26 protein-coding genes and 1 riboswitch are annotated in these 20,429 nt (G+C 27.2%); of the genes, 18 read left to right on the forward strand and 8 right to left on the reverse strand.

What is annotated here, in order from left to right:
* The first annotated feature begins 60 nt into the window (after window positions 1-60).
* The 3 genes from ACKU4C_RS06055 to ACKU4C_RS06065 are packed head-to-tail and all read left to right on the forward strand — an operon-like array spanning window position 61 to window position 1,856.
* Complete coding sequence (locus tag ACKU4C_RS06055) at window positions 61-687, forward strand: hypothetical protein (RefSeq protein WP_321315312.1); 627 nt, start codon at window positions 61-63, stop codon at window positions 685-687.
* Window position 688: 1 nt separating this feature from the next.
* The gene (locus tag ACKU4C_RS06060) at window positions 689-1,195 is read left to right on the forward strand and encodes a GNAT family N-acetyltransferase (RefSeq protein ID WP_321315315.1); all 507 of its coding nucleotides are present in this window, start codon (window positions 689-691) and stop codon (window positions 1,193-1,195) included.
* Between the two features lie 46 nt (window positions 1,196-1,241).
* Window positions 1,242-1,856: a hypothetical protein gene (locus ACKU4C_RS06065; RefSeq protein ID WP_321315317.1), complete on the forward strand. Its 615-nt coding sequence runs from the start codon at window positions 1,242-1,244 to the stop codon at window positions 1,854-1,856.
* Window positions 1,857-1,904: 48 nt separating this feature from the next.
* On the opposite strand, the gene ACKU4C_RS06070 is transcribed toward ACKU4C_RS06065, so the two are convergent.
* Both ACKU4C_RS06070 and ribB read right to left on the reverse strand, forming a co-directional pair.
* A complete protein-coding gene (locus tag ACKU4C_RS06070) occupies window positions 1,905-2,321 on the reverse strand; it encodes a DoxX family protein (protein WP_321315319.1) in 417 nt (138 codons plus the stop codon).
* A gap of 66 nt (window positions 2,322-2,387) precedes the next feature.
* Window positions 2,388-3,020, reverse strand: a complete 633-nt coding sequence (gene ribB / locus ACKU4C_RS06075; RefSeq protein WP_321315321.1) for a 3,4-dihydroxy-2-butanone-4-phosphate synthase — start codon at window positions 3,018-3,020, stop codon at window positions 2,388-2,390.
* A 92-nt stretch (window positions 3,021-3,112) separates the two neighbouring features.
* Window positions 3,113-3,260: riboswitch (FMN riboswitch) on the reverse strand.
* A 128-nt stretch (window positions 3,261-3,388) separates the two neighbouring features.
* Here ribB and ACKU4C_RS06080 point away from each other — a divergent pair.
* Window positions 3,389-3,736 (forward strand): zinc ribbon domain-containing protein YjdM, encoded by a 348-nt coding sequence (locus ACKU4C_RS06080; protein WP_321315324.1) that lies wholly within the window; start codon window positions 3,389-3,391, stop codon window positions 3,734-3,736.
* Between the two features lie 115 nt (window positions 3,737-3,851).
* Window positions 3,852-4,691, forward strand: coding sequence for an aldo/keto reductase (locus ACKU4C_RS06085; RefSeq protein ID WP_321315325.1), 840 nt, complete (start codon window positions 3,852-3,854; stop codon window positions 4,689-4,691).
* A 14-nt stretch (window positions 4,692-4,705) separates the two neighbouring features.
* Here ACKU4C_RS06085 and ACKU4C_RS06090 read toward each other — a convergent pair whose 3' ends face one another.
* The 3 genes from ACKU4C_RS06090 to ACKU4C_RS06100 form a co-directional block, all read right to left on the reverse strand.
* Window positions 4,706-5,443 (reverse strand): DsbC family protein, encoded by a 738-nt coding sequence (locus ACKU4C_RS06090; protein WP_321315327.1) that lies wholly within the window; start codon window positions 5,441-5,443, stop codon window positions 4,706-4,708.
* Window positions 5,444-5,527: 84 nt separating this feature from the next.
* On the reverse strand, window positions 5,528-6,430 hold the full coding sequence (locus ACKU4C_RS06095; protein WP_321315329.1) for an AEC family transporter: 903 nt from the start codon (window positions 6,428-6,430) through the stop codon (window positions 5,528-5,530).
* Entirely contained in the window at window positions 6,430-6,822 is a 393-nt protein-coding gene (locus ACKU4C_RS06100; protein WP_321315331.1) for a helix-turn-helix domain-containing protein, read from the reverse strand. The genes ACKU4C_RS06095 and ACKU4C_RS06100 overlap by 1 nt, the downstream gene beginning before the upstream one ends.
* A gap of 163 nt (window positions 6,823-6,985) precedes the next feature.
* On the opposite strand from ACKU4C_RS06100, the gene ACKU4C_RS06105 reads away from it, so the two are divergent.
* The 7 genes from ACKU4C_RS06105 to ACKU4C_RS06135 all read left to right on the forward strand — a co-directional run bounded on the left by ACKU4C_RS06105 (window position 6,986) and on the right by ACKU4C_RS06135 (window position 12,149).
* Window positions 6,986-7,852: a DMT family transporter gene (locus tag ACKU4C_RS06105; RefSeq protein ID WP_407933767.1), complete on the forward strand. Its 867-nt coding sequence runs from the start codon at window positions 6,986-6,988 to the stop codon at window positions 7,850-7,852.
* 83 nt (window positions 7,853-7,935) lie between these two features.
* Entirely contained in the window at window positions 7,936-8,781 is an 846-nt protein-coding gene (locus ACKU4C_RS06110; RefSeq protein ID WP_321315336.1) for an MFS transporter, read from the forward strand.
* A gap of 13 nt (window positions 8,782-8,794) precedes the next feature.
* Window positions 8,795-9,385: an NAD(P)H-dependent oxidoreductase gene (locus ACKU4C_RS06115; protein WP_321315338.1), complete on the forward strand. Its 591-nt coding sequence runs from the start codon at window positions 8,795-8,797 to the stop codon at window positions 9,383-9,385.
* Between the two features lie 23 nt (window positions 9,386-9,408).
* Entirely contained in the window at window positions 9,409-10,158 is a 750-nt protein-coding gene (locus tag ACKU4C_RS06120) for a nitroreductase family protein (RefSeq protein WP_321315340.1), read from the forward strand.
* Window positions 10,159-10,168: 10 nt separating this feature from the next.
* Window positions 10,169-10,465, forward strand: a complete 297-nt coding sequence (locus tag ACKU4C_RS06125; RefSeq protein ID WP_321315342.1) for a putative quinol monooxygenase — start codon at window positions 10,169-10,171, stop codon at window positions 10,463-10,465.
* 10 nt (window positions 10,466-10,475) lie between these two features.
* A complete protein-coding gene (locus tag ACKU4C_RS06130; protein ID WP_321315344.1) occupies window positions 10,476-11,105 on the forward strand; it encodes an NAD(P)H-dependent oxidoreductase in 630 nt (209 codons plus the stop codon).
* Window positions 11,106-11,117: 12 nt separating this feature from the next.
* Window positions 11,118-12,149, forward strand: coding sequence for an NADH:flavin oxidoreductase/NADH oxidase (locus ACKU4C_RS06135; protein ID WP_321315346.1), 1,032 nt, complete (start codon window positions 11,118-11,120; stop codon window positions 12,147-12,149).
* Between the two features lie 15 nt (window positions 12,150-12,164).
* On the opposite strand, the gene ACKU4C_RS06140 is transcribed toward ACKU4C_RS06135, so the two are convergent.
* Window positions 12,165-13,397, reverse strand: a complete 1,233-nt coding sequence (locus tag ACKU4C_RS06140) for an MFS transporter (protein ID WP_321315348.1) — start codon at window positions 13,395-13,397, stop codon at window positions 12,165-12,167.
* A 28-nt stretch (window positions 13,398-13,425) separates the two neighbouring features.
* Between ACKU4C_RS06140 and thiI the strand changes: the two genes are divergently transcribed.
* Genes thiI through ACKU4C_RS06155 form a run of 3 tightly spaced genes read left to right on the forward strand, consistent with a single transcriptional unit; the run spans window position 13,426 to window position 17,186 of the window.
* Window positions 13,426-14,886, forward strand: a complete 1,461-nt coding sequence (gene thiI / locus ACKU4C_RS06145) for a tRNA uracil 4-sulfurtransferase ThiI (RefSeq protein WP_321315350.1) — start codon at window positions 13,426-13,428, stop codon at window positions 14,884-14,886.
* A 58-nt stretch (window positions 14,887-14,944) separates the two neighbouring features.
* Window positions 14,945-15,997 (forward strand): MotA/TolQ/ExbB proton channel family protein, encoded by a 1,053-nt coding sequence (locus ACKU4C_RS06150; RefSeq protein WP_321315352.1) that lies wholly within the window; start codon window positions 14,945-14,947, stop codon window positions 15,995-15,997.
* A complete protein-coding gene (locus ACKU4C_RS06155; protein WP_321315354.1) occupies window positions 15,987-17,186 on the forward strand; it encodes an OmpA family protein in 1,200 nt (399 codons plus the stop codon). The genes ACKU4C_RS06150 and ACKU4C_RS06155 overlap by 11 nt, the downstream gene beginning before the upstream one ends.
* A gap of 218 nt (window positions 17,187-17,404) precedes the next feature.
* Here the strand turns inward: ACKU4C_RS06155 and ACKU4C_RS06160 are convergent, their stop codons facing one another.
* Window positions 17,405-18,253 carry a hypothetical protein gene (locus tag ACKU4C_RS06160; protein WP_321315356.1) on the reverse strand — a complete coding sequence of 283 codons (849 nt, stop codon included), beginning with the start codon at window positions 18,251-18,253 and terminating at the stop codon, window positions 17,405-17,407.
* Window positions 18,254-18,601: 348 nt separating this feature from the next.
* Between ACKU4C_RS06160 and ACKU4C_RS06165 the strand changes: the two genes are divergently transcribed.
* The 3 genes from ACKU4C_RS06165 (at window position 18,602) to ACKU4C_RS06175 (ending at window position 19,757) form a co-directional block, all read left to right on the forward strand.
* Complete coding sequence (locus ACKU4C_RS06165) at window positions 18,602-18,751, forward strand: DUF2116 family Zn-ribbon domain-containing protein (RefSeq protein ID WP_321315357.1); 150 nt, start codon at window positions 18,602-18,604, stop codon at window positions 18,749-18,751.
* 123 nt (window positions 18,752-18,874) lie between these two features.
* Window positions 18,875-19,132, forward strand: coding sequence for a hypothetical protein (locus ACKU4C_RS06170; RefSeq protein WP_321315361.1), 258 nt, complete (start codon window positions 18,875-18,877; stop codon window positions 19,130-19,132).
* Window positions 19,122-19,757 (forward strand): DUF1826 domain-containing protein, encoded by a 636-nt coding sequence (locus ACKU4C_RS06175; RefSeq protein WP_321315852.1) that lies wholly within the window; start codon window positions 19,122-19,124, stop codon window positions 19,755-19,757. Before ACKU4C_RS06170 ends, ACKU4C_RS06175 begins: the two co-directional genes overlap by 11 nt.
* A gap of 159 nt (window positions 19,758-19,916) precedes the next feature.
* On the opposite strand, the gene ACKU4C_RS06180 is transcribed toward ACKU4C_RS06175, so the two are convergent.
* On the reverse strand, window positions 19,917-20,429 hold the full coding sequence (locus tag ACKU4C_RS06180; RefSeq protein ID WP_321315364.1) for a lipocalin family protein: 513 nt from the start codon (window positions 20,427-20,429) through the stop codon (window positions 19,917-19,919).

Genomic DNA, 20,429 nt, shown 5'->3' on the forward strand with positions numbered 1-20,429 from the left:
CTTATTTGTTTATAATATAAAAATTATTAAAATAAAAAATAAAAAATTTAGGTGTTTAGTGTGAACAAAAATATTGAAAAGCTAAAAGATTTAGAAGCTGAGTTTTTAGAAAGTTATCCTAAAGGTTTCAATGATGAAGAGATTTTAAAAATTATAAAACGATTTAAATCTGAAAAATTTGAAGAAGAGGTGAGAACTTTATTTGAAAAGAATAATTTTTCAAATCCAGATATTATATGTAATAACTTTTTAAAAATTATTTCAAAATCTCCTTTAATCTCACTATTTGAAAAACCTAAATTAAGGGATGCAATAAACCAAATGGGTATGTATGAAAAAGATATGCTTTCTATATCTATTTATGATTTTTTATATGGTAGTAAAAAAAATGCAATAGAGACTATGGTTGAAATTTTATCAAAATATAGATTAGCTAAGTGGACTATAATAACCCTTATCCCTTATTACTTTTATAGAAAGAAAGAGTATTTTATTAAACCAACAACTACAAAAAATATTTTAAAATATTTTGAAGTTGAAAATATTATTTATAAACCAACGCCCACATATGAGTTTTATAAAGAATATAAAAAGTTCTTAAATAGTTTGAAAAAAGAAGCTAGTAAAACACTAACAAAAGATAATGCGGGTTTTACAGGCTTTTTAAAAATGACTTTAGAAAGTTAGAATGTCAATATTTATTAAAATAAGTGAAAACGAATATATAAAAGAAGCCAAAATAGAAGATGCTTTAAGTCTAAGTAGGCTTTCAAGTAGTTTAGAAGCATACTTATTTGATGAAAAGATGCCAAAATGGTTTAAAAATGAGCTATCAGTTAAAAGTTTTAAAGAGAGAATAAATAGTAAAAATTTCATCCATTATCTTTATATAAAAGATCAAAAATTAGTTGGTTTTATATCAATTAAAAACAAAAATCATCTATTTCATTTATTTGTTGATAAAAACTTTCATAAACAAGGTATTGCAAGGAAATTGTGGAATTGTGTTTGTGAAAATATTGATACAAATAATATGGAAGTAAATGCCTCTTTATATGCCATAAAAGCTTATGAATCCTTAGGATTTGAAATTTGTGATAAAGAAAAATTTTATTTAGAATTAAAATTTCAGCCAATGATTTATTCCAATTTAAACAAAACATGCAATAAAATTTTGAATAATAAAAATAATTAAATATAATTGTAATTACAATTATATTAGTTATTTTAAAAGGATTAGTATGTATAAAGTTGACCATATTATGATTGAATCTTCAAATCCTAAAGAGACAGTAAATGCTTTGATAGAAAAAATGAACTTGCCTATTGCTTGGGATTTAATAGAAACAGAAAACTATAAAAGCATGGGAATAAATTTTGGAGATATAAACTTTGAATTTATAGATTTTAAAAAAAGGTTTGGAAAAGAAAATAAATCATATAAAGGATTTAGTGGAATAGCCTTTAGAATTGATGGAGAAATTGAAGAAGCTCTTACTACTCTTCAAGAACAAAATCTAAAATATAAAATTGCAGAAGAAACAAAAAATTATACAACTATAACTATAGAAGAGGATAATGTGTTTCCTACAATGTTTTTAGTTAAATATCATTTTGATATTAATCCTTGGCACTTAAAACTAAAAGAAGATTTTAAAAGTTGTAATGGTGGCAAATTTAAAATAGATAAATTTATTTCTATTAACCTAGACAAACAAGAAAAAGTTTTAGATAAATTTGAGAATGTTAAAATAAAAGAAAAAAATAGTAGTATAGTATTTTCATCAAATGATTATAAGAGTGAACCTATTATTTTAAGAGAATTAATAGAAAATTTAGAGATAGTATTACTATAGTTTTAACTATTTAATTTTTAAATAAAAGAAGAGAATAGGTTCTCTTCTTTATTTCTGGTCTACACTATATCTTCCTGCACCTAAGCACATTAAAGCAATTGCTCCTAACATAAATAATAAAGGAGTTTCTATTACTAGACCACCAGATCTGCCTAAATCAAATATATGAGATGAATGTGCTAAATAAATTGCAAATCCCATAGTAAAAGCAAAAATAAAGCTACTAATTCTTGTATATAAACCAATGATTATAAGTATAGGTACAATAATTTCACCAACATAAACACCATATGCCAAAAATTCAGGGAATCCATTTTTTGATACTAAACCTTGAATACCATTAATTCCTGTTACATATTTATTATAACCATGAAAAAGCATTAAAATACCAAGGGTTAGTCTTAATATAAGTTTCCCAAGATTGTCACTTAAAACTCTACCTAAGAAGTTTTCAAACGTCCTCATAAATCCTCCTATAATGTACTAGTCAAAATGATACTTTATTTTCTCTTTGAAAATGATTATTAATGACTATTCAATATATCTTCTATAATTTATAATATCTTCTACACTCAATAATGGCATATCAAATTTTTTTGCAAAATTTGTTATATCTTCATCTTTTGCCATTGTTCCATCAGGGTTTGTGAGTTCACATAAAACTGCAACTGGTTCAAGCTTTGCTAATTTCATTAAATCAATACTAGCTTCAGTATGTCCTTGTCTCTCTAATACTCCACCATCTCTTGCTTTTAGTGGAAAAATATGACCAGGTGAAACTATGTGATTTATTCCATCATCTTTAATAGCTGCTTTAATTGTGGTAATTCTATCTTTTGCACTAACACCAGTAGTAACATCTTCTTTTGCTTCTATTGTAATAGTAAAAGGAGTTTGAAATTTTGAATTATTTGCTTTTACCATCATTGGTAATTGCAATTCTTCAACTTTTTGTGAAGTTAAACATAAACAAACAATACCACTGCATTCTCTAATTAATGTGGCCATCTGTTCTTCTGTGATAGTATTTGCACAAAATATTAAATCTGCTTCATTCTCTCTATTTTTATCGTCAGTTACTACAACACCTTTTCCATTTTGAAGCGCTTTTATAGCATTTTGAATATTTGTTTTAAAATCCCAATTTAAGATTTTTTGATTCATTAGCTAATCCTTTTATTGAATTTAACTTATTGAATCAGGGCTGATATATTTAAGTAATACAAACCTAATTAGTTTGACAGTAGTAAAACTTTTTATATTCTCTTTCATCCAGACTTTAACTGTTGGTTTTGGATTTTCACCAAATCTGCTTGACCTTTATAAAAATATAAAGCGCTCGTGGACTTCTATAAAGTTATAGTTACCACCAGTAAGGAATTTCACCTTGCCCTGAGAAATAAATTTGTGAAATGTTAACTAATAAAACCTTATAAAATGAAAAAATGAATCTTTTTGTAGCTTTATTAACCAAGCTTTAGTAATTTAACTTATGTTATAATTGCAAGCTAAAATAAATTTAAAGGAAACCAATGGAGCAACTACCAAATTGTCCAAAATGTAATAGTGAATATACTTATGAAGATGGAAGTTTATTAATCTGTCCAGAATGTGCATACGAGTGGTCAAAAGATGCAGTTGATACTGAAGATGAAGATACTTTAGTTGTAAAAGATGCAAATGGAACAATTTTAAATGATGGAGATGATGTAACAGTTATTAAAGATTTAAAAGTAAAAGGTAGTTCATCAGGAATCAAAGTGGGTACAAAAATTAAAGGTATTAGACTAGTAGAGGGTAATGATGGTCATAATATTGACTGTAAAGTACCTGGTGTTGGAGCTATTAAATTAAAACAAGAATTTGTTAAAAAACAATAATAAAATAGAAGAGGAGTTTTACTCTTCTTTTATTTATAAAAAATAAACTTTATAAACATAAAAACTTTCTTTTTTCTTTGTCTTTTTTGTATAATCAAATAAAACAGGTTAAAAGATGGAATATACACTTTCAAATCAAAATATAAAAATACCAAAAATGATTTATGGTACAGCTTGGAAAAAAGATAAAACAGCTCAATTAGTAAAAGAAGCTATATTAACTGGTTTTAGAGGTATTGATACAGCATGTCAACCAAGACATTATCAAGAAAACTTAGTTGGAAAGGGTATTCAAGAAGCCTTGAAAGAAGGTTTAAAAAGAGAAGACCTTTATATTCAGACAAAGTTTACTCCTATTGATGGACAAGATAAAAATAATATGCCTTATTTGGAAAATGATTCTATTTCAACACAAGTTGAAAAGTCGTTTGAAACTTCAAAAAAAAATTTAAAAACAAATTATATTGATACTTATATATTACATTCACCAGTTTTTCCTGGAAGTAAATTATTAAATGTATGGAATACAATGAGTAATTTTAAAAAAAGCAATGAGGTAGGGCAACTTGGAATTAGTAATTGTTATGATTTAGATGTATTAAAATATTTATATGAAAAAGTAGAAGTTAAACCAGCTATTTTACAAAATAGATTTTATTCACAAACTATGTATGATACAGAACTTAGAGCGTGGTGCAAAGAAAAAGGGATAATATATGAAAGTTTTTGGTCTTTAACTGCAAACCCTCATATTTTGGAAAGTGAATTATTTAGTAATCTTACAATTAAATACAATAAAAGTGCAGCTTCAATATTTTATAGATTTCTAAATCAAATAGATATTATTCCTTTAAATGGAACTACTTCAAAAAATCATATGATAGAAGATCTTAAGATATTTAATTTTTCTTTAGAAAAAGAAGATATTGAAGCTATAAATAGTATGGTAAAATAGATTGTGAAAACAATCTATTTTAACTCAACTCCATATTTTTGAAGAAGTTCAACCCATGAAACTTTTTTACCATCTTTATTAAATACAGATGGAGTTCCTGAAACACCAAGTTTAGTAGCTATTGCCATTTGTTCATCAAGATGTTTTTGTAATTTTTTTAGTTCACCATCTTTATATTTTCTATTTTTAAAATCTGGTGTATCTTTTGTAGTTTCAGTCATAGCTTTTGTTTGACTCTTATAATCATTTTTACTCATTATATATAAAGATATGTCTTTAGCATTTTTATGAAATGGTAATGGATAAAAGAAAACTCTCATTTTAACTTTATCTTCAATTTGATGAAAATATGATTCAAATTTTTTACAATATGGACACTCAGGGTCTGTAAATAATACGTATTCATCTTTTCCTGTACCAAAAGTTAAGGCTTCTTTTCCTAGTGTAGGTTTTAAGTCTACTGGCATATCTGGGATTGTTAAAGGCATACCAGTATTTGTATCTACCATTTCACCTTGTACCAAATATTTTTTATCTTTTGTTAAATAAATTTTATGTGCTTTACCTCTAACTGTAATATTTAATAAATAAACATCACCTGCATCAAATCCTCTATCTATATTAATTTGAGCTTTTTTAAAAAGGGCTAAGTTTTGAAATTCATTGATTTTATCTTGTGGTAAAAGGGTTGCTGCATTTGCAGCACTTATTATTGCTAAAGCAATTAGGGCAGTCTTTAAAAGTTTAAACATTTTTATTCCTATCTATAGATTTTATAAAATAATACAATGTTAATGTTTAGAAAACGTGAAGTTTTTAATTATTATCTTAAAAAATTAAAAACTTAAGACTTTAAATATAATATATGTTGTTGGAAAAGAGATTAAAATTCCATAACCAACAATAGCAGAACTAAGTCTTGGTGCTAATCCTGCCATCGAAGCAATTGCTCCTGCTGTAATCATCGGTGCCATTCCTGCTTCTAGTATTGATACGATTGAAGCTTGATTGTCCCATGAAAAAAGTTTACATATTCCAAATGCAATAATAGGTGCAATGATAAGTTTTACAGTTAAAGCTACACTAAAAGGTTTTATTTCACTTCTTGGAAGTTTAAATTGAAGTTGAAGACCAACCGCAACTAAAGCAATAGGAACAATAGTAGAAGCAAGTGAACTTAAAACTTTTGTAATAGTTTCATTAAATTCTACACCCATTAAAAACAATGCAACAATTAATGATAAAAAAGGTGGGAAAGTTAATACTTTATAAACTATGATTTTAAAACTAATTTCACTTTTACTAGAATAATATGAAGCAATAAACGTACCATATATTGCAAGTGCAATAAAAGTTCCCAGTTGATCATATATAAGAACATAAGGTAAAGCACTTTCACCTATATAAGCATTTATAATTGGAATACCCATAAATGAAGAGTTTGTTAAAATTGCTACTAATAATAATGATCCTGTAATCTCTTTAGAAAAACTAAAAAACTTACATAAGTATAATATTAGTATGGCTGTAATAGTCATAACTAACCAAGCTATAATTATAGGTATTAAAGCATCCATAGAAAAACTAAGTTTTGGAATTTGAAGCAATATCATTGCTGGAAGTGAGATATAAATAGCAAATTGATTTAATGTTGTAGCTGCATCTTTTGAAAAAATGTGTAATCTTCTAATCCCATATCCTATTGCAATACACAATAGAATAAGTATAAAGTTTTCCATTAAGAGTTAAAACCAGCCTTTTCTGAGATATTTAATTCACAGCATTCTTTTTCATCAGTCATTTCACCATGTTCATCTGCATATGAGATTCCCCATTCGTACATCTCTTTTAAAACAGGTTTTAATTTTTCGCCACTATTAGTTAATGAGTATACAACTTTAGGTGGAACTTCAGGGAATACTTCTCTATTTATAATATTTTTTTCTTCTAATTCTTTTAATTTTACAGTTAATGTTTTTTGAGTGATTTCCGAAATATTTTCATGCAGTTCTTTAAATCTTTTTTCACCTGCTAATAGTTGCCAAATAATTGATAGTTTCCATCTGTCATTAAAAATATCAAGAGTAATTGCAACTGAACATTTATACTCTTTATTATTTACATAATACATAATATATCCTTTTCAAATTTGATTATAACATAAATACTATAAAACTCCATAACTTACCTAAAGTAAAGCAAGTGTATTTTAAGTTTGTAATATATATAATTCACAAAATTTTAAAAGGAACATTTTGAATAAAGAAGAAAATAAAACAAAATATTTTATTGGAATGATTATAGCAATGATTTTTTGGGGAATAGCATGGACTTCAGGAAAAGTTACTATGGAACACTCAAGCCCTCAAATTGCAGCTTTTTGGAGATATTTTATCTCATTTATTAGTATTATTCCTGTTGTATTTTATTTAAAAACCTCTTTTAAAACAGATAAAGTAGGTGTTATATATATGATATTAGCTGGACTTTTAAGTGCGGCATTTAATTATCTATTTTTTGTTGGCTTATCACATGGTGAAGCAGGTTATGGAGGAACAATAGTAACTTCATTGGTTCCACTACTAACTTATGTAATGTCAATATTAATTTTAGGAACAAAAGTAAATAGTAGACAAGTTGTTGCCTTATCAGTTGGATTTTTTGGAGCTATAATACTTTTAAGAATTCCAATGGATGGATTAGCTTTTCTAAATATAAATAGTTCATATTTTTTATTATGTGCACTTGTATGGGCTGTTGTTACAATTCTAGCTCAAAAAGCATCTTCAAGAGCAAACCCTATGTTATATACTTTAATAGTATTCGGAATAACTAGTTTTGTAAATATGATTTTTGCAATGCCATATCATCCCTTTGATTTTGCAAGTTTAGACTCTATTTTTTGGTGGAATATACTTTTTATTGGACTCTTCTCAGGTACTTTTAGTATGACTTTATTTTTTATTTCTGCAAGTCATTTAGGTGCACATCAAGCTGGTGTATTTATGTTTATTGTTCCAATTGGGGCAATTGTATCTAGTTGGATTGTATATGATGAGAAGATTATGTTATCAACAATAATTGGGTGTTTATTATCATTTGTAGCAGTTATTTTATTTAATACTAAAAAAAGATTTAGAGCAAATATTAAAAAAAATTAAATACCCTTACTTACCTAAAGTAAAGTAAGGGTATTTTAAGTTTATAGTGTTATAATTTCTCCAAGATATGAAAAGGATAATTCATGCCAATAGCTTTAATTGCTCTTACACTTAGTGTATTTGCAATAGGTACAACTGAATTTGTAACAGTTGGATTATTTCCAACAATTTCTAACGACCTCTTAACCTCTGTATCCTCAACAGGATTACTAGTTACAATATATACAGTTGCAGTAGCTATTGCAGCCCTAATTTTAACAACTTTGTTTAATAAATATAATATGAATGCAGTTTTAATAATAACAATGCTTGTTTTTTCTTTAGGTCATATAGTTTGGGTATTTTCTCCTAGTTTTACAACATTACTATTGGCGCGAACTATAACTGGTCTGACATATGGATTATTCTTTTCTATTGGAGCAACTATAGCAACACAATTAGTTTCTAAACAAAAAGCAGCAAATGTAATTACTGTTATGTTTACAGTTTCAATTGTAGCTATGGTATTAGGAGTTCCACTTGGAACATATATTGAACAAGAGTTTGGTTTCAGAATTGCTTTTTTTATGATTTCCCTTTTAGGTATAATTGCATTTATTAGTACAGTTTTTTTATTGCCTAATAATATAAAAGTAACAACTCCCGATAAATTCTTTAATCAAATGAAAATCTTGACAATATTATGTTTTGGTGGACTCTTTATTGCTTTTACTTTTTTAGTACCAATTTTAGAAAATATTACAAATTTAAAATTAACTGTTATCTTTATAATACTATTAGGATTTGGAACTTCAACAATAGTTGGTAATTATTTTGGTGATAAATCTGCAACAACTTCTGCTCTTCAAGGAAATGTTGTTAAAATTGCTAAAATAGATGTGTTTCATTCTTTGATTTTAAGATATATCAGCTACAAATTACAAAAATAATAAAGGATATTTTATGAAAAAAGTTTTAATTATCAATGGTCATCAATTTTATGAAAACTTTGCGGAGGGTAAACTTACCCAAAGTATAATTGATCGGGCTAAAGAGTTTTTTACAAACGAAGGTTTCGAAATAAAAGAAACTGCAATAGATAAAGGTTACGATGTAGAAGAGGAGTTAGATAAATTCTCTTGGGCAGACCATATCTTTTTTCAATATCCAGTTTATTGGATGAGTGTTCCTTGGAAAACAAAAAAATATATGGATGAAGTTTTCTCAGGTGGTGCTGGAACAGTTACATATAAAGATGATGGTAGAAGTAGAAAAGATCCATCAAAAAAATATGGTAGTGGTGGATTGTTAAAAGGAAAAGATTATATGTTAAGTCTTACATATAATTGTCCTGAAACAGAATTTAGCAACAAAGATGGTTTCTTTGAAGGCTTAAGTTTAGACGAAGCTAATTTTGTAGCACACAAAACTTTTCAATTTTGTGGATTAGAACCTTTAAAAACTTATTCTATACATGATGTTTATAAGGGTGATTTAGATTTAGAGACTGAATTAAAAAAACTCGATTCCGTTCTTGAAAAAAATTTTAAATAGTTATCAATCAAAAAAGGATGACAATGAATCAAGTAATTAAACAACTAAGTTCAAGAAAATCTATAAGACAATTTACAGGTGAAAGCGTAAAAGAAGAAGATCTTGAACTCATTATAAAAACAGCACAAAGATGTCCAACTTCTATAAATGGACAACAAATATCTTTAGTATATACAAGAGATAAAGATAAAATAAAACAAATAGCAGAATTTTGTGGTGGACAACAACAAGTTGCAACTGCAGATGTATTTATTTTTATATGTGTTGACTTTAATAGAACTATTTTTGCCGTTGAGCAAACTGGAGAAGAGCATCAAATTGACAAATCAGCTGAGGGTGTACTTGTAGGTGCTGTTGATGCTGGAATTATGTTAAATGCGATACAAATAAGTGCAGAATCATTAGGATACGGTACAACTGCCATTGGTGCTGTTAGAAACGAACCAGCTGCTATAATTGAGTTATTAGGACTTCCTCCAAAAACATTTCCAATCGTGGGAACTACTATTGGCGTACCTACAAAAGAAGCCGAAGATGCTCCTTTGAAACCTAGAATTCCAATTGAAAGCTTTGCATTTGAAGATAAATATGATGATAAAAAAGTAAAAGATGGTGTTTTATTATATGAAAAACAGATGAAAAAATTCAGAGTTGATAATAATATGAACTATTTACAATCATATTGCGAACAAACTGCAAGTTATTATAAAAATATCTATTTTAGGAAAATTGAAGAAAACTATACAAAACAAGGTTTCAAATTTATTGATTAAAGGATAATTATTGAAAAATGTAATTGTAGTAGCTAATATTACTATAAAAGAGGAATTTACTAATGAAGTTTATAAAGCATTAGTTGAACTTCATGAAAAAACAAATAAATATGATGAAGGTTGTATCTCTTATGAATTACACAAGGAGTTAGGAAAAGATAACTCATTTACTTTTATAGAGATTTGGGAAAATAAGGAGTTTTTAAAAAATCATACTCAAAAAGAACATTTTTTAAAGTTTTCTAATTTTATTGATGGCAAAGTATTTTCAATGAATGTACAGAAATTAGAAAAAATCAAATTTTAAAAGGATTAATATGGAAAAAACATTTATGGAAGCTATGGATTTTAGACATGCTTGTAAAGCATTTGATGAAACAAAAAAAATTTCTGATGAGGATATGACTTATATTCTTGAAACAGGTAGAAAATCACCTTCATCTTTTGGTATGGAACCTTGGAAGTTTTTAGTTATCACAAATGAAGAATTAAAAGCAAAACTTAGACCTGCTTGCTGGGATCAAGTACAAATAACATCTTGTTCACATTTAGTAATTATTTTAGCTGCTATTGATGCTGTTAAGCCTGAATCAGGAGTTCCTAGAAAAAAATTTGGAAGACGTGAAATGCCAGAAGAAAAATATGAGTTTTATTTAAATCTATATGCAAATCATTTAGCCCAAACATTAAGTAGCAATGAAAATATTTATTCATGGACAGCTAGACAAACTTATATTGCTGCTGGAAATATGATGACAGCTGCTGCTATAAAAGGAATTGATTCTTGTCCTATTGAAGGTTTTGAAAAAGAAAAAGTTGAAGAGATTTTAGGCTTAGATACAACAAAATATCAATTGTCATTAGTTCTTCCTTTTGGATATAGAGTTAATCCACAATCTGAACAACAAAGAGATAAACTAGAGGATGTTGTAGAGTATATTAAATAGATAGGAGTTACAATGAGTAAACTTTTAAATAGTGGCAGTATTGGAACTTGTCACTTAAAAAATAAAGTTATAATGGCTCCTATGTGTATGTACAAAAGTGATGAAAGTGGAGAGGTAAAAGCTTTTCACTTTTCTCATTATACAGCAAGAGCAATTGGTGGTGTTGGTTTAATTATTATTGAAGCAACTGCAGTTGAACCTAAAGGTAGAATCTCAAATAATGATTTAGGGCTTTGGGATGATTCACAAAAATACAGCCATAAAAAACTTGTAGATAGTGTGCATAGTTTTGATTCAAAAATTGCAATCCAGTTAGCCCATGCTGGAAGAAAAAGTATAGTAAAATCTTCAATTCCTGTTGCTCCATCATCTATAGCATTTGATGAAACAGAACCTTTCAAAATACCTCAAGAATTAGATATCAATGAAATTGAACAAATAAAAAAATATTTTTTAGATGCTGGGAAAAGAGCAAAAGAAGTTGGATATGATACTTTAGAACTTCATGCAGCCCATGGATATTTACTTTGTGAGTTTTTATCCCCTTTAACAAATAAAAGAGATGATATATATGGTGGAAGTTTAGAAAATAGATGTAGACTTACACTTGAAATTGCTAAGTTATTAAAAGAAGAACTTTCTTTGCCATTAATAGTTAGAATCTCTGCTAGTGAATGGCAAACTGATGGCTGGAATATTAAGGATTCAATCTATTTATCTAAAGAGTTAGAAAAAGTTGGAGTTGATTCTATTCATGTATCTGCTGGAGGAAATCTAAAAGAACCTGATATGATGCCTAAACTTGTTCCTTTGTATCAATGTGATTATGCAAAAGAGATAAAAACTAATATTAATATTCCTGTGATTGCTGTTGGACTTATTACTACAGCAAAACAAGGTGAGTTATTGTTAGAAGAGGGTACTTGTGATTTTGTTGCTTATGGTAGAGAACTACTTAGAGATTCAAATTTTGTTTTTAAAGCTGCTAAAGAGTTTAATAAAAAGGATTTAATAGATAAATCTTATTTGAGAGCTTATTTATAATTATGCAGATTAATTTTAATCTGCATAAGAACGAGTTTTTTTATAAATTAAAGTTATTATAATAAGAATAAATAAAAAAGCTCCAACCACTTCAAAAAAGTTTTGAACCCCAACTATAGTAATTAAAGGATGAAATACAATTGGAGAGAAAAATTGACCTAAAAATAATGAGCCAGTGAGATAACCTGAAGCTTTAACTCTTTTTTCAAAAGTTGTACAACTTAGCATCCAAGCCGTTATGTTAGTCATCATTACTCCTCCACCAAAACCTAAGATAGGGGCAGTTAGATAAAAAAGATATATATTTTTAACTAATCCAATACCTGTAAATCCTATAGCAACAATACATAAACCTATGATGTAGATTGTTGAAAAATTATATTTCTTCTTTAGTTTTGAAAATGTAATTGCACCTAGAGCATTTGACAAAAATGCTAATGCTATTATAGAACCAGTCATTTTACCAGTACCACCAAAATGATCAATTATCAAAAAAGGCATTTGTGTTGGTAGTACAAAAAATATTAACATATAAAAAAATCCTAGAAAATATATACCTAAGAGTTTTTTAGGAAGAGTTATTGATATCTCAGTTTGTATCTCAATTTTATTAGGTACTTCATAAAGAAAAAATAAGACCATTGGTAAAAGAATTAAACCTATTAAATATATACCAAAAGGGAATCTCCAATTTATATCAGATAGAAATCCACCACCAAAAACAAAAAAGATACCACCAATTGCTATAAAGGCACTTTGGTATCCCATAAATTTATGTCTTTGTTCATCTTTAAAATAATCTCCAACTAATGAAGTTGAAACAATCATTAGTGTTGATACCGCTATACCAAAAACAGATCTTGATATAAGAAACTCTTCAATTGTTTCCAAATATAAGCCTGCACTTCCTGCAATAGCAAAAATAAGTAATGCTATAATTGCGGATTTTTTCTTTCCAAATTTAAAAATAAGATGTCCCATAAATGGAGCAAGAAAAGCTATTACAAGTGATGGTAAAGTTAAAATCAATCTTGAATAAAATTCGATATTATCAACGTTTGAAAAATAGTTTTGAAGTCTAGGTAGGGTTGTAACTATGGCAACATTTGACATCATTGTTGTCATAGATAATAATAGTAATGTAAGAATTGCGCTTTTTTTGATTTTATATTCCTTAGTTAATTTTGTAAATTTTATTTTACCAGAATATCTTTTATATGTTATTTCATTTCTTATGATATAATTCACTTTATTTATTAAAAGGTATGTGCGTTATATGATTGAATCAGAAGTTAAAACTCAAAAATTTATTGTTAAATATTTTCCAGAAATTATGATTAAAGGAACAAAAGCAAAAAGGCAAATGATAGACCAACTTTTTGCAAACTTAAAAAAGATTTTAGGAAGAATATCTGAAGAGATTGAGTATAAAAAACTTTTTGACAAAATAGAAGTTGTTTGTCCTATAGATGTAGTTGTTGAAGTTAGACAAAAGTTACTAGAAACATCTGGGATAGAAGTTGTTCTTGAAGCTATACAAATAGACAATGTTACTACTTTAGATGAGATGAAAGTAATTATAAATGAGAAAATGTCTCATGTTATTCAAGATAAAACATTTGTTGTAAGAGCAAAAAGAACAGGTCAGCAGGAGTTTAAATCAACTGATATTGAAAGAACAGTTGGAGGTTATATGCTTGCAAATAATCCTTCTAGTAAAGTTGATTTAAGAAATCCAGAAGTTAAGATAAATGTAGAATTAGTTCATAAACAATTAAATATCATTACAAATAAATACCAAGGTGTTTCTGGCTTCCCATTGGGTACACAAGGGGATATCTTGTCTTTAATGTCTGGTGGGTTTGATTCAACAGTTGCAAGTTATCTTACTATGAAAAGAGGGATAAAAACACACTTTATATTTTTTAATTTAGGTGGTGTTGCCCATGAAATTGGTGTAAAACAAGTAGCTTTCTATCTTTGGAATAAATTTGGTTCTTCACACAGAGTTACTTTTACTTCAATCCCTTTTGAGGATGTTGTTACAGAGATATTTAATTCAACTTCACAATCATATATGGGAGTTACTTTAAAAAGACTTATGTTAATGGCTTCTGAAAAAGTTGCAAATAATTTAGGTATTGATGCTTTATTAACAGGGGAGAGTGTAGCACAAGTTTCAAGTCAAACATTAAGAAACCTTGCTTTAATTGACCAAGTTACAAATAAACTTGTTTTAAGACCACTTTCTACTATGAATAAGCCACAAATTATTGATATAGCAAATGAAATTGGTACAAGAAAATTTGCAGAAGCGATGCCTGAGTATTGTGGTGTAATTTCACAAAATCCAGTAACGCATGGTTCTTTTGACAGAATGGAAAAAGAAGCTAAAAAATTTAACTATGAAGTTTTAGATAAAGCAGTTGAAAATGCAATACAAATCAATGTAGATGAAATTGTTGCTGATGTAAATGATATTGGTGAAGTAGAAGTTGTAAATAATATCTCAAGTGGTAACTATACAGTAATTGATATTCGGCAAAATGATGAATGTATTGAAACATCTTGTGAAACACTAAAAATTCCATTTTATAAACTTAAATCAGAATTTGAAAAGTTACCACAAAATAAAGAGTATCTTTTTTATTGTGAAAAAGGTATATTAAGTCAATTGCATGCACAATATCTTATAGACTCTAAAGGGTATAAAAATATAAGGGTTTATAGACCATAATCTATTAACCTTTATTTTCCTTTTTAGAGTATTTTATTAATAATTTATGGAGGAAAAAATGCCTACTTTCAGTAATCAGAAAATGAATAATTCACCAAGGTTTTTGGTGATTTTATCTTTACCTATTTTTTTATTTATATTTATTCTTTTAGGTTTTTTACAAATAATACCTTTAAAAGTTGAGATCCACTCTCTTATAATTATTTTTCTAATCCTTTTTATTTTTATGTTTTTTATTTCACACAATGCCTGGTATTCTTTTGCACTTTTTAGAAATAAGATTTTAGAAAATAATGAAGAATTAGATTCTTATTTAAACCAAAGAGAGATAACATTTAATGGGAAAACTAAGTCTTATGCATCTTTAGATGATTATTTTGAAAAGTTTTTATTAGGTTTACGAAATGACAATTTTGCAAATGTTGCTTCATCTATCTTCCCAACTTTGGGTATTTTAGGAACTTTTACAGCAATAGCTATATCTATGCCAGATTTTACAGTGGATTCAAAACAAGCTTTGGAAAATGAGATTACTATTTTACTAAGTGGTGTAGGTACTGCATTTTATGCATCAATTTATGGGATATTTTTATCAATTTGGTGGATTTTTTTTGAGAAAAGGGGATTAACAAAAATTGAATATGAAATTAATAGTATAAAAAGTTCTTATAAAGATAGAATTTGGAGCAAAGATGAAATTGAACTATTAAAGTTATCGCAAGGGAACCAAAATACTATTTTAGAAAAAGTACAAGAGATATTAACTCCTGATTATATATTTAAAATGGATGAATTAGTTAAAAAGAAATTAGAATATTTAGATGATATAAATAGAGCTTTTTTATCTATAGAAAATAAAATATCAACAAATTATATAAACCTTTCATCAATGTTTGAAAAAAGTTCACAAAAGCAAGAGAATATTTTAGAAAGTTTTGAAGAGATTGAAAAAAGTATTAAAAAGATTAGTTATGAGTATGAAAAGAGTTTAGAAAAACAAAATCTAAATGATAAAGCAGTAAAAGCTGAGATTTACTCTGTGTTATCCTCTTTTCAATTAGTTTCAAACGATTTAAAAGAATTGGGTAAAGATTTAATAAATGCAAAATAAAAACAATAATAATACAAATTTTTGGATATCTTATGCTGACTTAATGGCAGGATTACTTTTTGTATTTATTCTTTTAATTGGAGCTATTATTGTTAAATATACTTTGCTTCAAAGTGAGAGTAATCTTCTTGAAAAGACTTTAGAAAAAGAGAAAATTGCACTAGAAAAAAACAAAAAAGAATTAGAACAAAAAGAGATGAAACTAAAAAATATAATCTTGGAGTTAAAAGATACCAAAAATTCTAATAGTGATCTAGAAAAGAGATTAAAAGAGAGAATTTTAGAAAATGAACAATTAAAATTAACTGTACAAGAGAAGCAAAAGTTACTTGAAGAGAATAAAGACAAGTTAGAGTTGTCAATATTATCAAAAAAAGAGATAGAAGAAAAATTAAATAGTTTAGATAAAGAGAAACAAAAATTATTGTTAAAATTAAGTGATTTAAAACAAACATTAGTTTTAAAAGATGAAGAGTTTGAAAAACTATCAACTAAGTCAAAAGAAGAGTTAGAAGAGATGGTTTCTAAAAATTTGGAGATTAGTAAATTAGTTGAATTATTTAAAAAGAAAAATCAAGAGCTTGAAGATGAGATGAAAGTTATTCAAACAAAACTTGATAATACTCAAAATGAGCATGATATTTTAGCAAAAGAGTTAGAGAGTACAAAAACTAAAATAAAAAACTTAACGGGTATTAAAATAAAAGTTATAACTCTTTTAAAAGAAAAATTGGGAAAAAACATAAATATTGACCCAAAAAGTGGAAACTTGAGTTTATCTTCAAATGTATTATTTGATGAAGGAAAGTCAGAATTAAAGCCAAGTTCACAAACTTTTTTAAAAAATGCAATTTATGACTACTTTCAAACTATTTTAGAAAATGATGAGATAAATAAATATATTGATACTATAGCAATAGAAGGGCATACAAACTCTGTTGGAGGATTCTTGTATAATTTGGATCTTTCTCAAAAAAGAGCATTCTCTGTAATGGATTATCTTCTTTCCCTTGATTTTAAAAACAAAGAAAAACTAAGACAATTGGTAGTTGCAAGTGGAAGGTCATATTTAGATTTAATCTATGACAAAGATGGCAAAGAGGATAAAGAAGCTTCACGAAGAATAGAGATTAAATTAAATATTAAAAATGAAGAGGCTATAAAAGAGATAGCAAATATCTTAAAGTAGATATTGCTGAGACTGTTCAGAGTTTTGTGTCAAAGTTCGATAATTTTTAGAATTTTAGTATAGTTAATTTTACTTAGCCAAATTTGTCTAAAATCTACAGGTTATTGAACTTATTTTTCTTTAACCCCTTTTCTCTTAATAGTTCAAATTAACTAATTTTAGAAATAAAGAAGTAGCAATATAGCTTTGAACTATAAACCACTTCAATTTTATTAATATTAAAATTTATAAGTTAAAGACAAAGTTACAACTTTTGTATCTACATCATCTCTATTTTCAGGTAGTTCTTTTCCATTTTGAAAGGAGTATTTAGCCATAATATCAAAATCTTTAAATCTCTTTCCAAAACTTAACATATATGTTTTATCTTGTTCCATTGCATGGTGTTGAACTTTTACACCATTATCAAGAACTGTAAATGCTCTTTTCCCAAAAAATACACCAAGTCCTGCTACATAACCATTGTAATTTGCTCCAAGTTTTAAACCTGTAGTAAAGTAGTCTTTATCTTTAAAAGTATATCCACCATATTTGATACCATCAATATCTATTTTTTTAGCAATTACAGTTGTTTTTAGTTTTAAATTATCAATTTTAAAACCTTTTGAAAGGATAAAATCATATTGGTTTACATCAAAAGTTTCATAATCACTTTTATAAATATTTAATCCTGCTGTTAATCCTTTTAGAATAGTATAATCTCCACCAAGACCATAAACTTTTCCTTGATCTGTTGGAGCTAAATTATCAATAATCTTTATATAACTAACTTTCAAATTTGCTTTATCATTTATTTTATATGTATATTTTGCACTATATTTTTCAACATCAAGAGATGGAAGGTTTGCTTTTGTGATAGAGTGTTGTCTATCTACATTATCTCCTTGATAACCTAAGCTAATCATATGATTAGATATCTTATGTGAAATTCCTATATATTGTACTTTTCCATCTATTTTAGTCATAGAATTGCTATAATCTTTTACTCCATATTCATATGTGATATTTGTATTTTGTGCGTATAATAATCCACTTAAAACTATTGACCCAACTAATATTTTTTTCAATTCTTTCCTTTGGTGCAACTAAGTTGCATTTAATTTTTGAAATTATAATATAAGAAAATTAAATAAAACTTATGAATATCATTATAATTTAAACTTATAATATTACTTTTAATTAGAGATTTCATGAAGATGAGTTAAGTAAATAATATTAATCAAATTCTTAAATCTTAAATAAAACACTACAAAGAAAACCAATTATGCAACTAAGTTGCACTTAATAATTATCTGATAAAATTCTTAATTGTAATTAAGTTGCATAGTTTTTGCAAAAGGATAAGCAAATAGAAGTTGTTATGATGGGTCAAAACAATCTTAAAAAAAGTTCTTTGGATATAAAAAGGAAAGATAATGTCAAATTGCCTTTACTGTGGTAAAAAAATACCTATGAATAAAGCTTTTTGTTCTAAAAGCTGTAAAGAAAACTATTTTCAAATGCTTGCAATACAAATTCCTAAACCATTTTTAAAGAGAATATTTATATTTTGCACTTTGGAATAAAGAGAAATAGAGATTGAGAATTTTGCCAAAAGACATAATTGGGAGCATGAACTTGTTAAAAAGAAAATTGAGGATGAATCAATTAAATTTGGCTATGACAAACAACTAAAAATAAGGAGATAAGTGAAAAATATAAAAGTAGAATTAGAAAGTATAATATTTAATGTAATGCTACCAGAATCACAAGTTTTTTTAGATGAATTAAATGAAGAAATAGAAAAAGGAAATGACGAAGAAGAGATTATTGAAGCAAAAAAAGATATTGTATCTTTTATTGAAGAATTAAATCAAGTTTTAAAACTGATTGAAGAAAAAAAACTATCAAATAAAGATGCAAAAGATATGTATAAAAAAATAAGGAATATGCTTGGTGAACATTAATACTACTAGAGGCATGACCCGACATATGGCTCAAGATAAACAGCCAACAGTTTTGAGTGATATCTATAAGGCAGAGATTAATATAGCTATTTGGCGACGTGAAAAACAATTTTCGGTGAAAGAATTTTTAGCATTGAATTCTACATTTCAAAAGGAGATGACTTTAACACCACAAGATGCACTTTCTCGTATTAGTGAATCTTTTGATAACAATATGACCGAAGTTAGTGAAGATATTGCTGAGCTTGTGGATATGTTTTGTTATTTGTTTGAACTTAAAGAAGCAGGCATGCGTTTGAAAGTTTTAGATCGAGCGATGTGCCCTAAATTTCATGTGGACAAAGTGCCTTGTCGTCTTGTGACGACCTATCAAGGTATGGCTACAGAATGGCTACCACACGAGGTGGTTAATCAAACAAAACTGGGGTGGGGTTGTAACGGCTTGCCTGACAGTGAATCTGGACTTTATCAAAGTGAAAGTGATATCCAACAACTAGATTGTGGCGATGTTGCATTGCTCAAAGGTACGCTTTGGAAAGGTAACGAAAGTGCTGGCTTAGTCCACCGTTCACCAGAATTGATAAAAAATGAAAAGCGTTTGGTATTAACTTTAGATATTATGTAGTTAAATGTTATGTCACAATCTTCACAATTTTAGAATAAGATTAGAAAATCTCACATTTTGACTTTATAAGCTTTAAATCAAATATTTGATTCATTGTTCAATCTTTTAGAATTATAAATTCTATCAGATTGATACAAGGTTTTTAACACTACCACATTACTATTCTTGAATAGTCCAGATTAATTTATCTGTATCGAAATCAAGATTTTTTAGTTTCTCTAAAATATCATCTTGAATATTTTTTGGAAGTTTTTTTGTTCGTGAAAGTATCCATAAATACTCTTTTGTAGGTTCACTAACAACTGCATAAGAGTAATCATCGGCTAGCATAATAACCCAATAGTCTCCATAAAAAGGCCAAAAGAAAGTAACCTTTAGTTTTGAGTTTTTATTATCAACTTTTTTTGCTTCACCAATTGCTTCTTTTTTCTCATTTGTAGTTATATCTTCACATCTATTTATAACTTTTATATTTTTATTCTTTTTTATAGAGTATGTAGCACTTACATTTTTACAGTTTTTTTCAAAGAAGTGTTCATATCTAGCTATCTCATACCATTTTCCCGTGTATTGTTGCAAGTCTAAGTTATCAACACTTTGTATTCTAGGGTCTTTATTTGCACACCCTGTTAGAAAGAGTAATATAAATATTGAAGAGATAATATATTTCAT

It is taken from the genome of Halarcobacter sp., assembly GCF_963676935.1.
Lineage (GTDB): Bacteria > Campylobacterota > Campylobacteria > Campylobacterales > Arcobacteraceae > Halarcobacter.

What these genes read in the sequence shown, in the direction of transcription:
- ACKU4C_RS06070 (WP_321315319.1), bottom strand. Translation starts at nt 2,321, where the DNA reads ATGAGGACGTTTGAAAACTTCTTAGGTAGAGTTTTAAGTGACAATCTT.
- ACKU4C_RS06085 (WP_321315325.1), top strand. Translation starts at nt 3,852, where the DNA reads ATGGAATATACACTTTCAAATCAAAATATAAAAATACCAAAAATGATT.
- ACKU4C_RS06155 (WP_321315354.1), top strand. Translation starts at nt 15,987, where the DNA reads ATGCAAAATAAAAACAATAATAATACAAATTTTTGGATATCTTATGCT.
- ACKU4C_RS06165 (WP_321315357.1), top strand. Translation starts at nt 18,602, where the DNA reads ATGTCAAATTGCCTTTACTGTGGTAAAAAAATACCTATGAATAAAGCT.
- ACKU4C_RS06065 (WP_321315317.1), top strand. Translation starts at nt 1,242, where the DNA reads ATGTATAAAGTTGACCATATTATGATTGAATCTTCAAATCCTAAAGAG.
- ACKU4C_RS06060 (WP_321315315.1), top strand. Translation starts at nt 689, where the DNA reads ATGTCAATATTTATTAAAATAAGTGAAAACGAATATATAAAAGAAGCC.
- ACKU4C_RS06135 (WP_321315346.1), top strand. Translation starts at nt 11,118, where the DNA reads ATGAGTAAACTTTTAAATAGTGGCAGTATTGGAACTTGTCACTTAAAA.
- ACKU4C_RS06110 (WP_321315336.1), top strand. Translation starts at nt 7,936, where the DNA reads ATGCCAATAGCTTTAATTGCTCTTACACTTAGTGTATTTGCAATAGGT.
- ACKU4C_RS06100 (WP_321315331.1), bottom strand. Translation starts at nt 6,822, where the DNA reads ATGTATTATGTAAATAATAAAGAGTATAAATGTTCAGTTGCAATTACT.
- ACKU4C_RS06115 (WP_321315338.1), top strand. Translation starts at nt 8,795, where the DNA reads ATGAAAAAAGTTTTAATTATCAATGGTCATCAATTTTATGAAAACTTT.
- ACKU4C_RS06080 (WP_321315324.1), top strand. Translation starts at nt 3,389, where the DNA reads ATGGAGCAACTACCAAATTGTCCAAAATGTAATAGTGAATATACTTAT.
- ACKU4C_RS06120 (WP_321315340.1), top strand. Translation starts at nt 9,409, where the DNA reads ATGAATCAAGTAATTAAACAACTAAGTTCAAGAAAATCTATAAGACAA.
- ACKU4C_RS06180 (WP_321315364.1), bottom strand. Translation starts at nt 20,429, where the DNA reads ATGAAATATATTATCTCTTCAATATTTATATTACTCTTTCTAACAGGG.
- ACKU4C_RS06130 (WP_321315344.1), top strand. Translation starts at nt 10,476, where the DNA reads ATGGAAAAAACATTTATGGAAGCTATGGATTTTAGACATGCTTGTAAA.
- ACKU4C_RS06095 (WP_321315329.1), bottom strand. Translation starts at nt 6,430, where the DNA reads ATGGAAAACTTTATACTTATTCTATTGTGTATTGCAATAGGATATGGG.
- ACKU4C_RS06090 (WP_321315327.1), bottom strand. Translation starts at nt 5,443, where the DNA reads ATGTTTAAACTTTTAAAGACTGCCCTAATTGCTTTAGCAATAATAAGT.
- ACKU4C_RS06105 (WP_407933767.1), top strand. Translation starts at nt 6,986, where the DNA reads ATGATTATAGCAATGATTTTTTGGGGAATAGCATGGACTTCAGGAAAA.
- thiI (WP_321315350.1), top strand. Translation starts at nt 13,426, where the DNA reads ATGATTGAATCAGAAGTTAAAACTCAAAAATTTATTGTTAAATATTTT.
- ACKU4C_RS06150 (WP_321315352.1), top strand. Translation starts at nt 14,945, where the DNA reads ATGCCTACTTTCAGTAATCAGAAAATGAATAATTCACCAAGGTTTTTG.
- ribB (WP_321315321.1), bottom strand. Translation starts at nt 3,020, where the DNA reads ATGAATCAAAAAATCTTAAATTGGGATTTTAAAACAAATATTCAAAAT.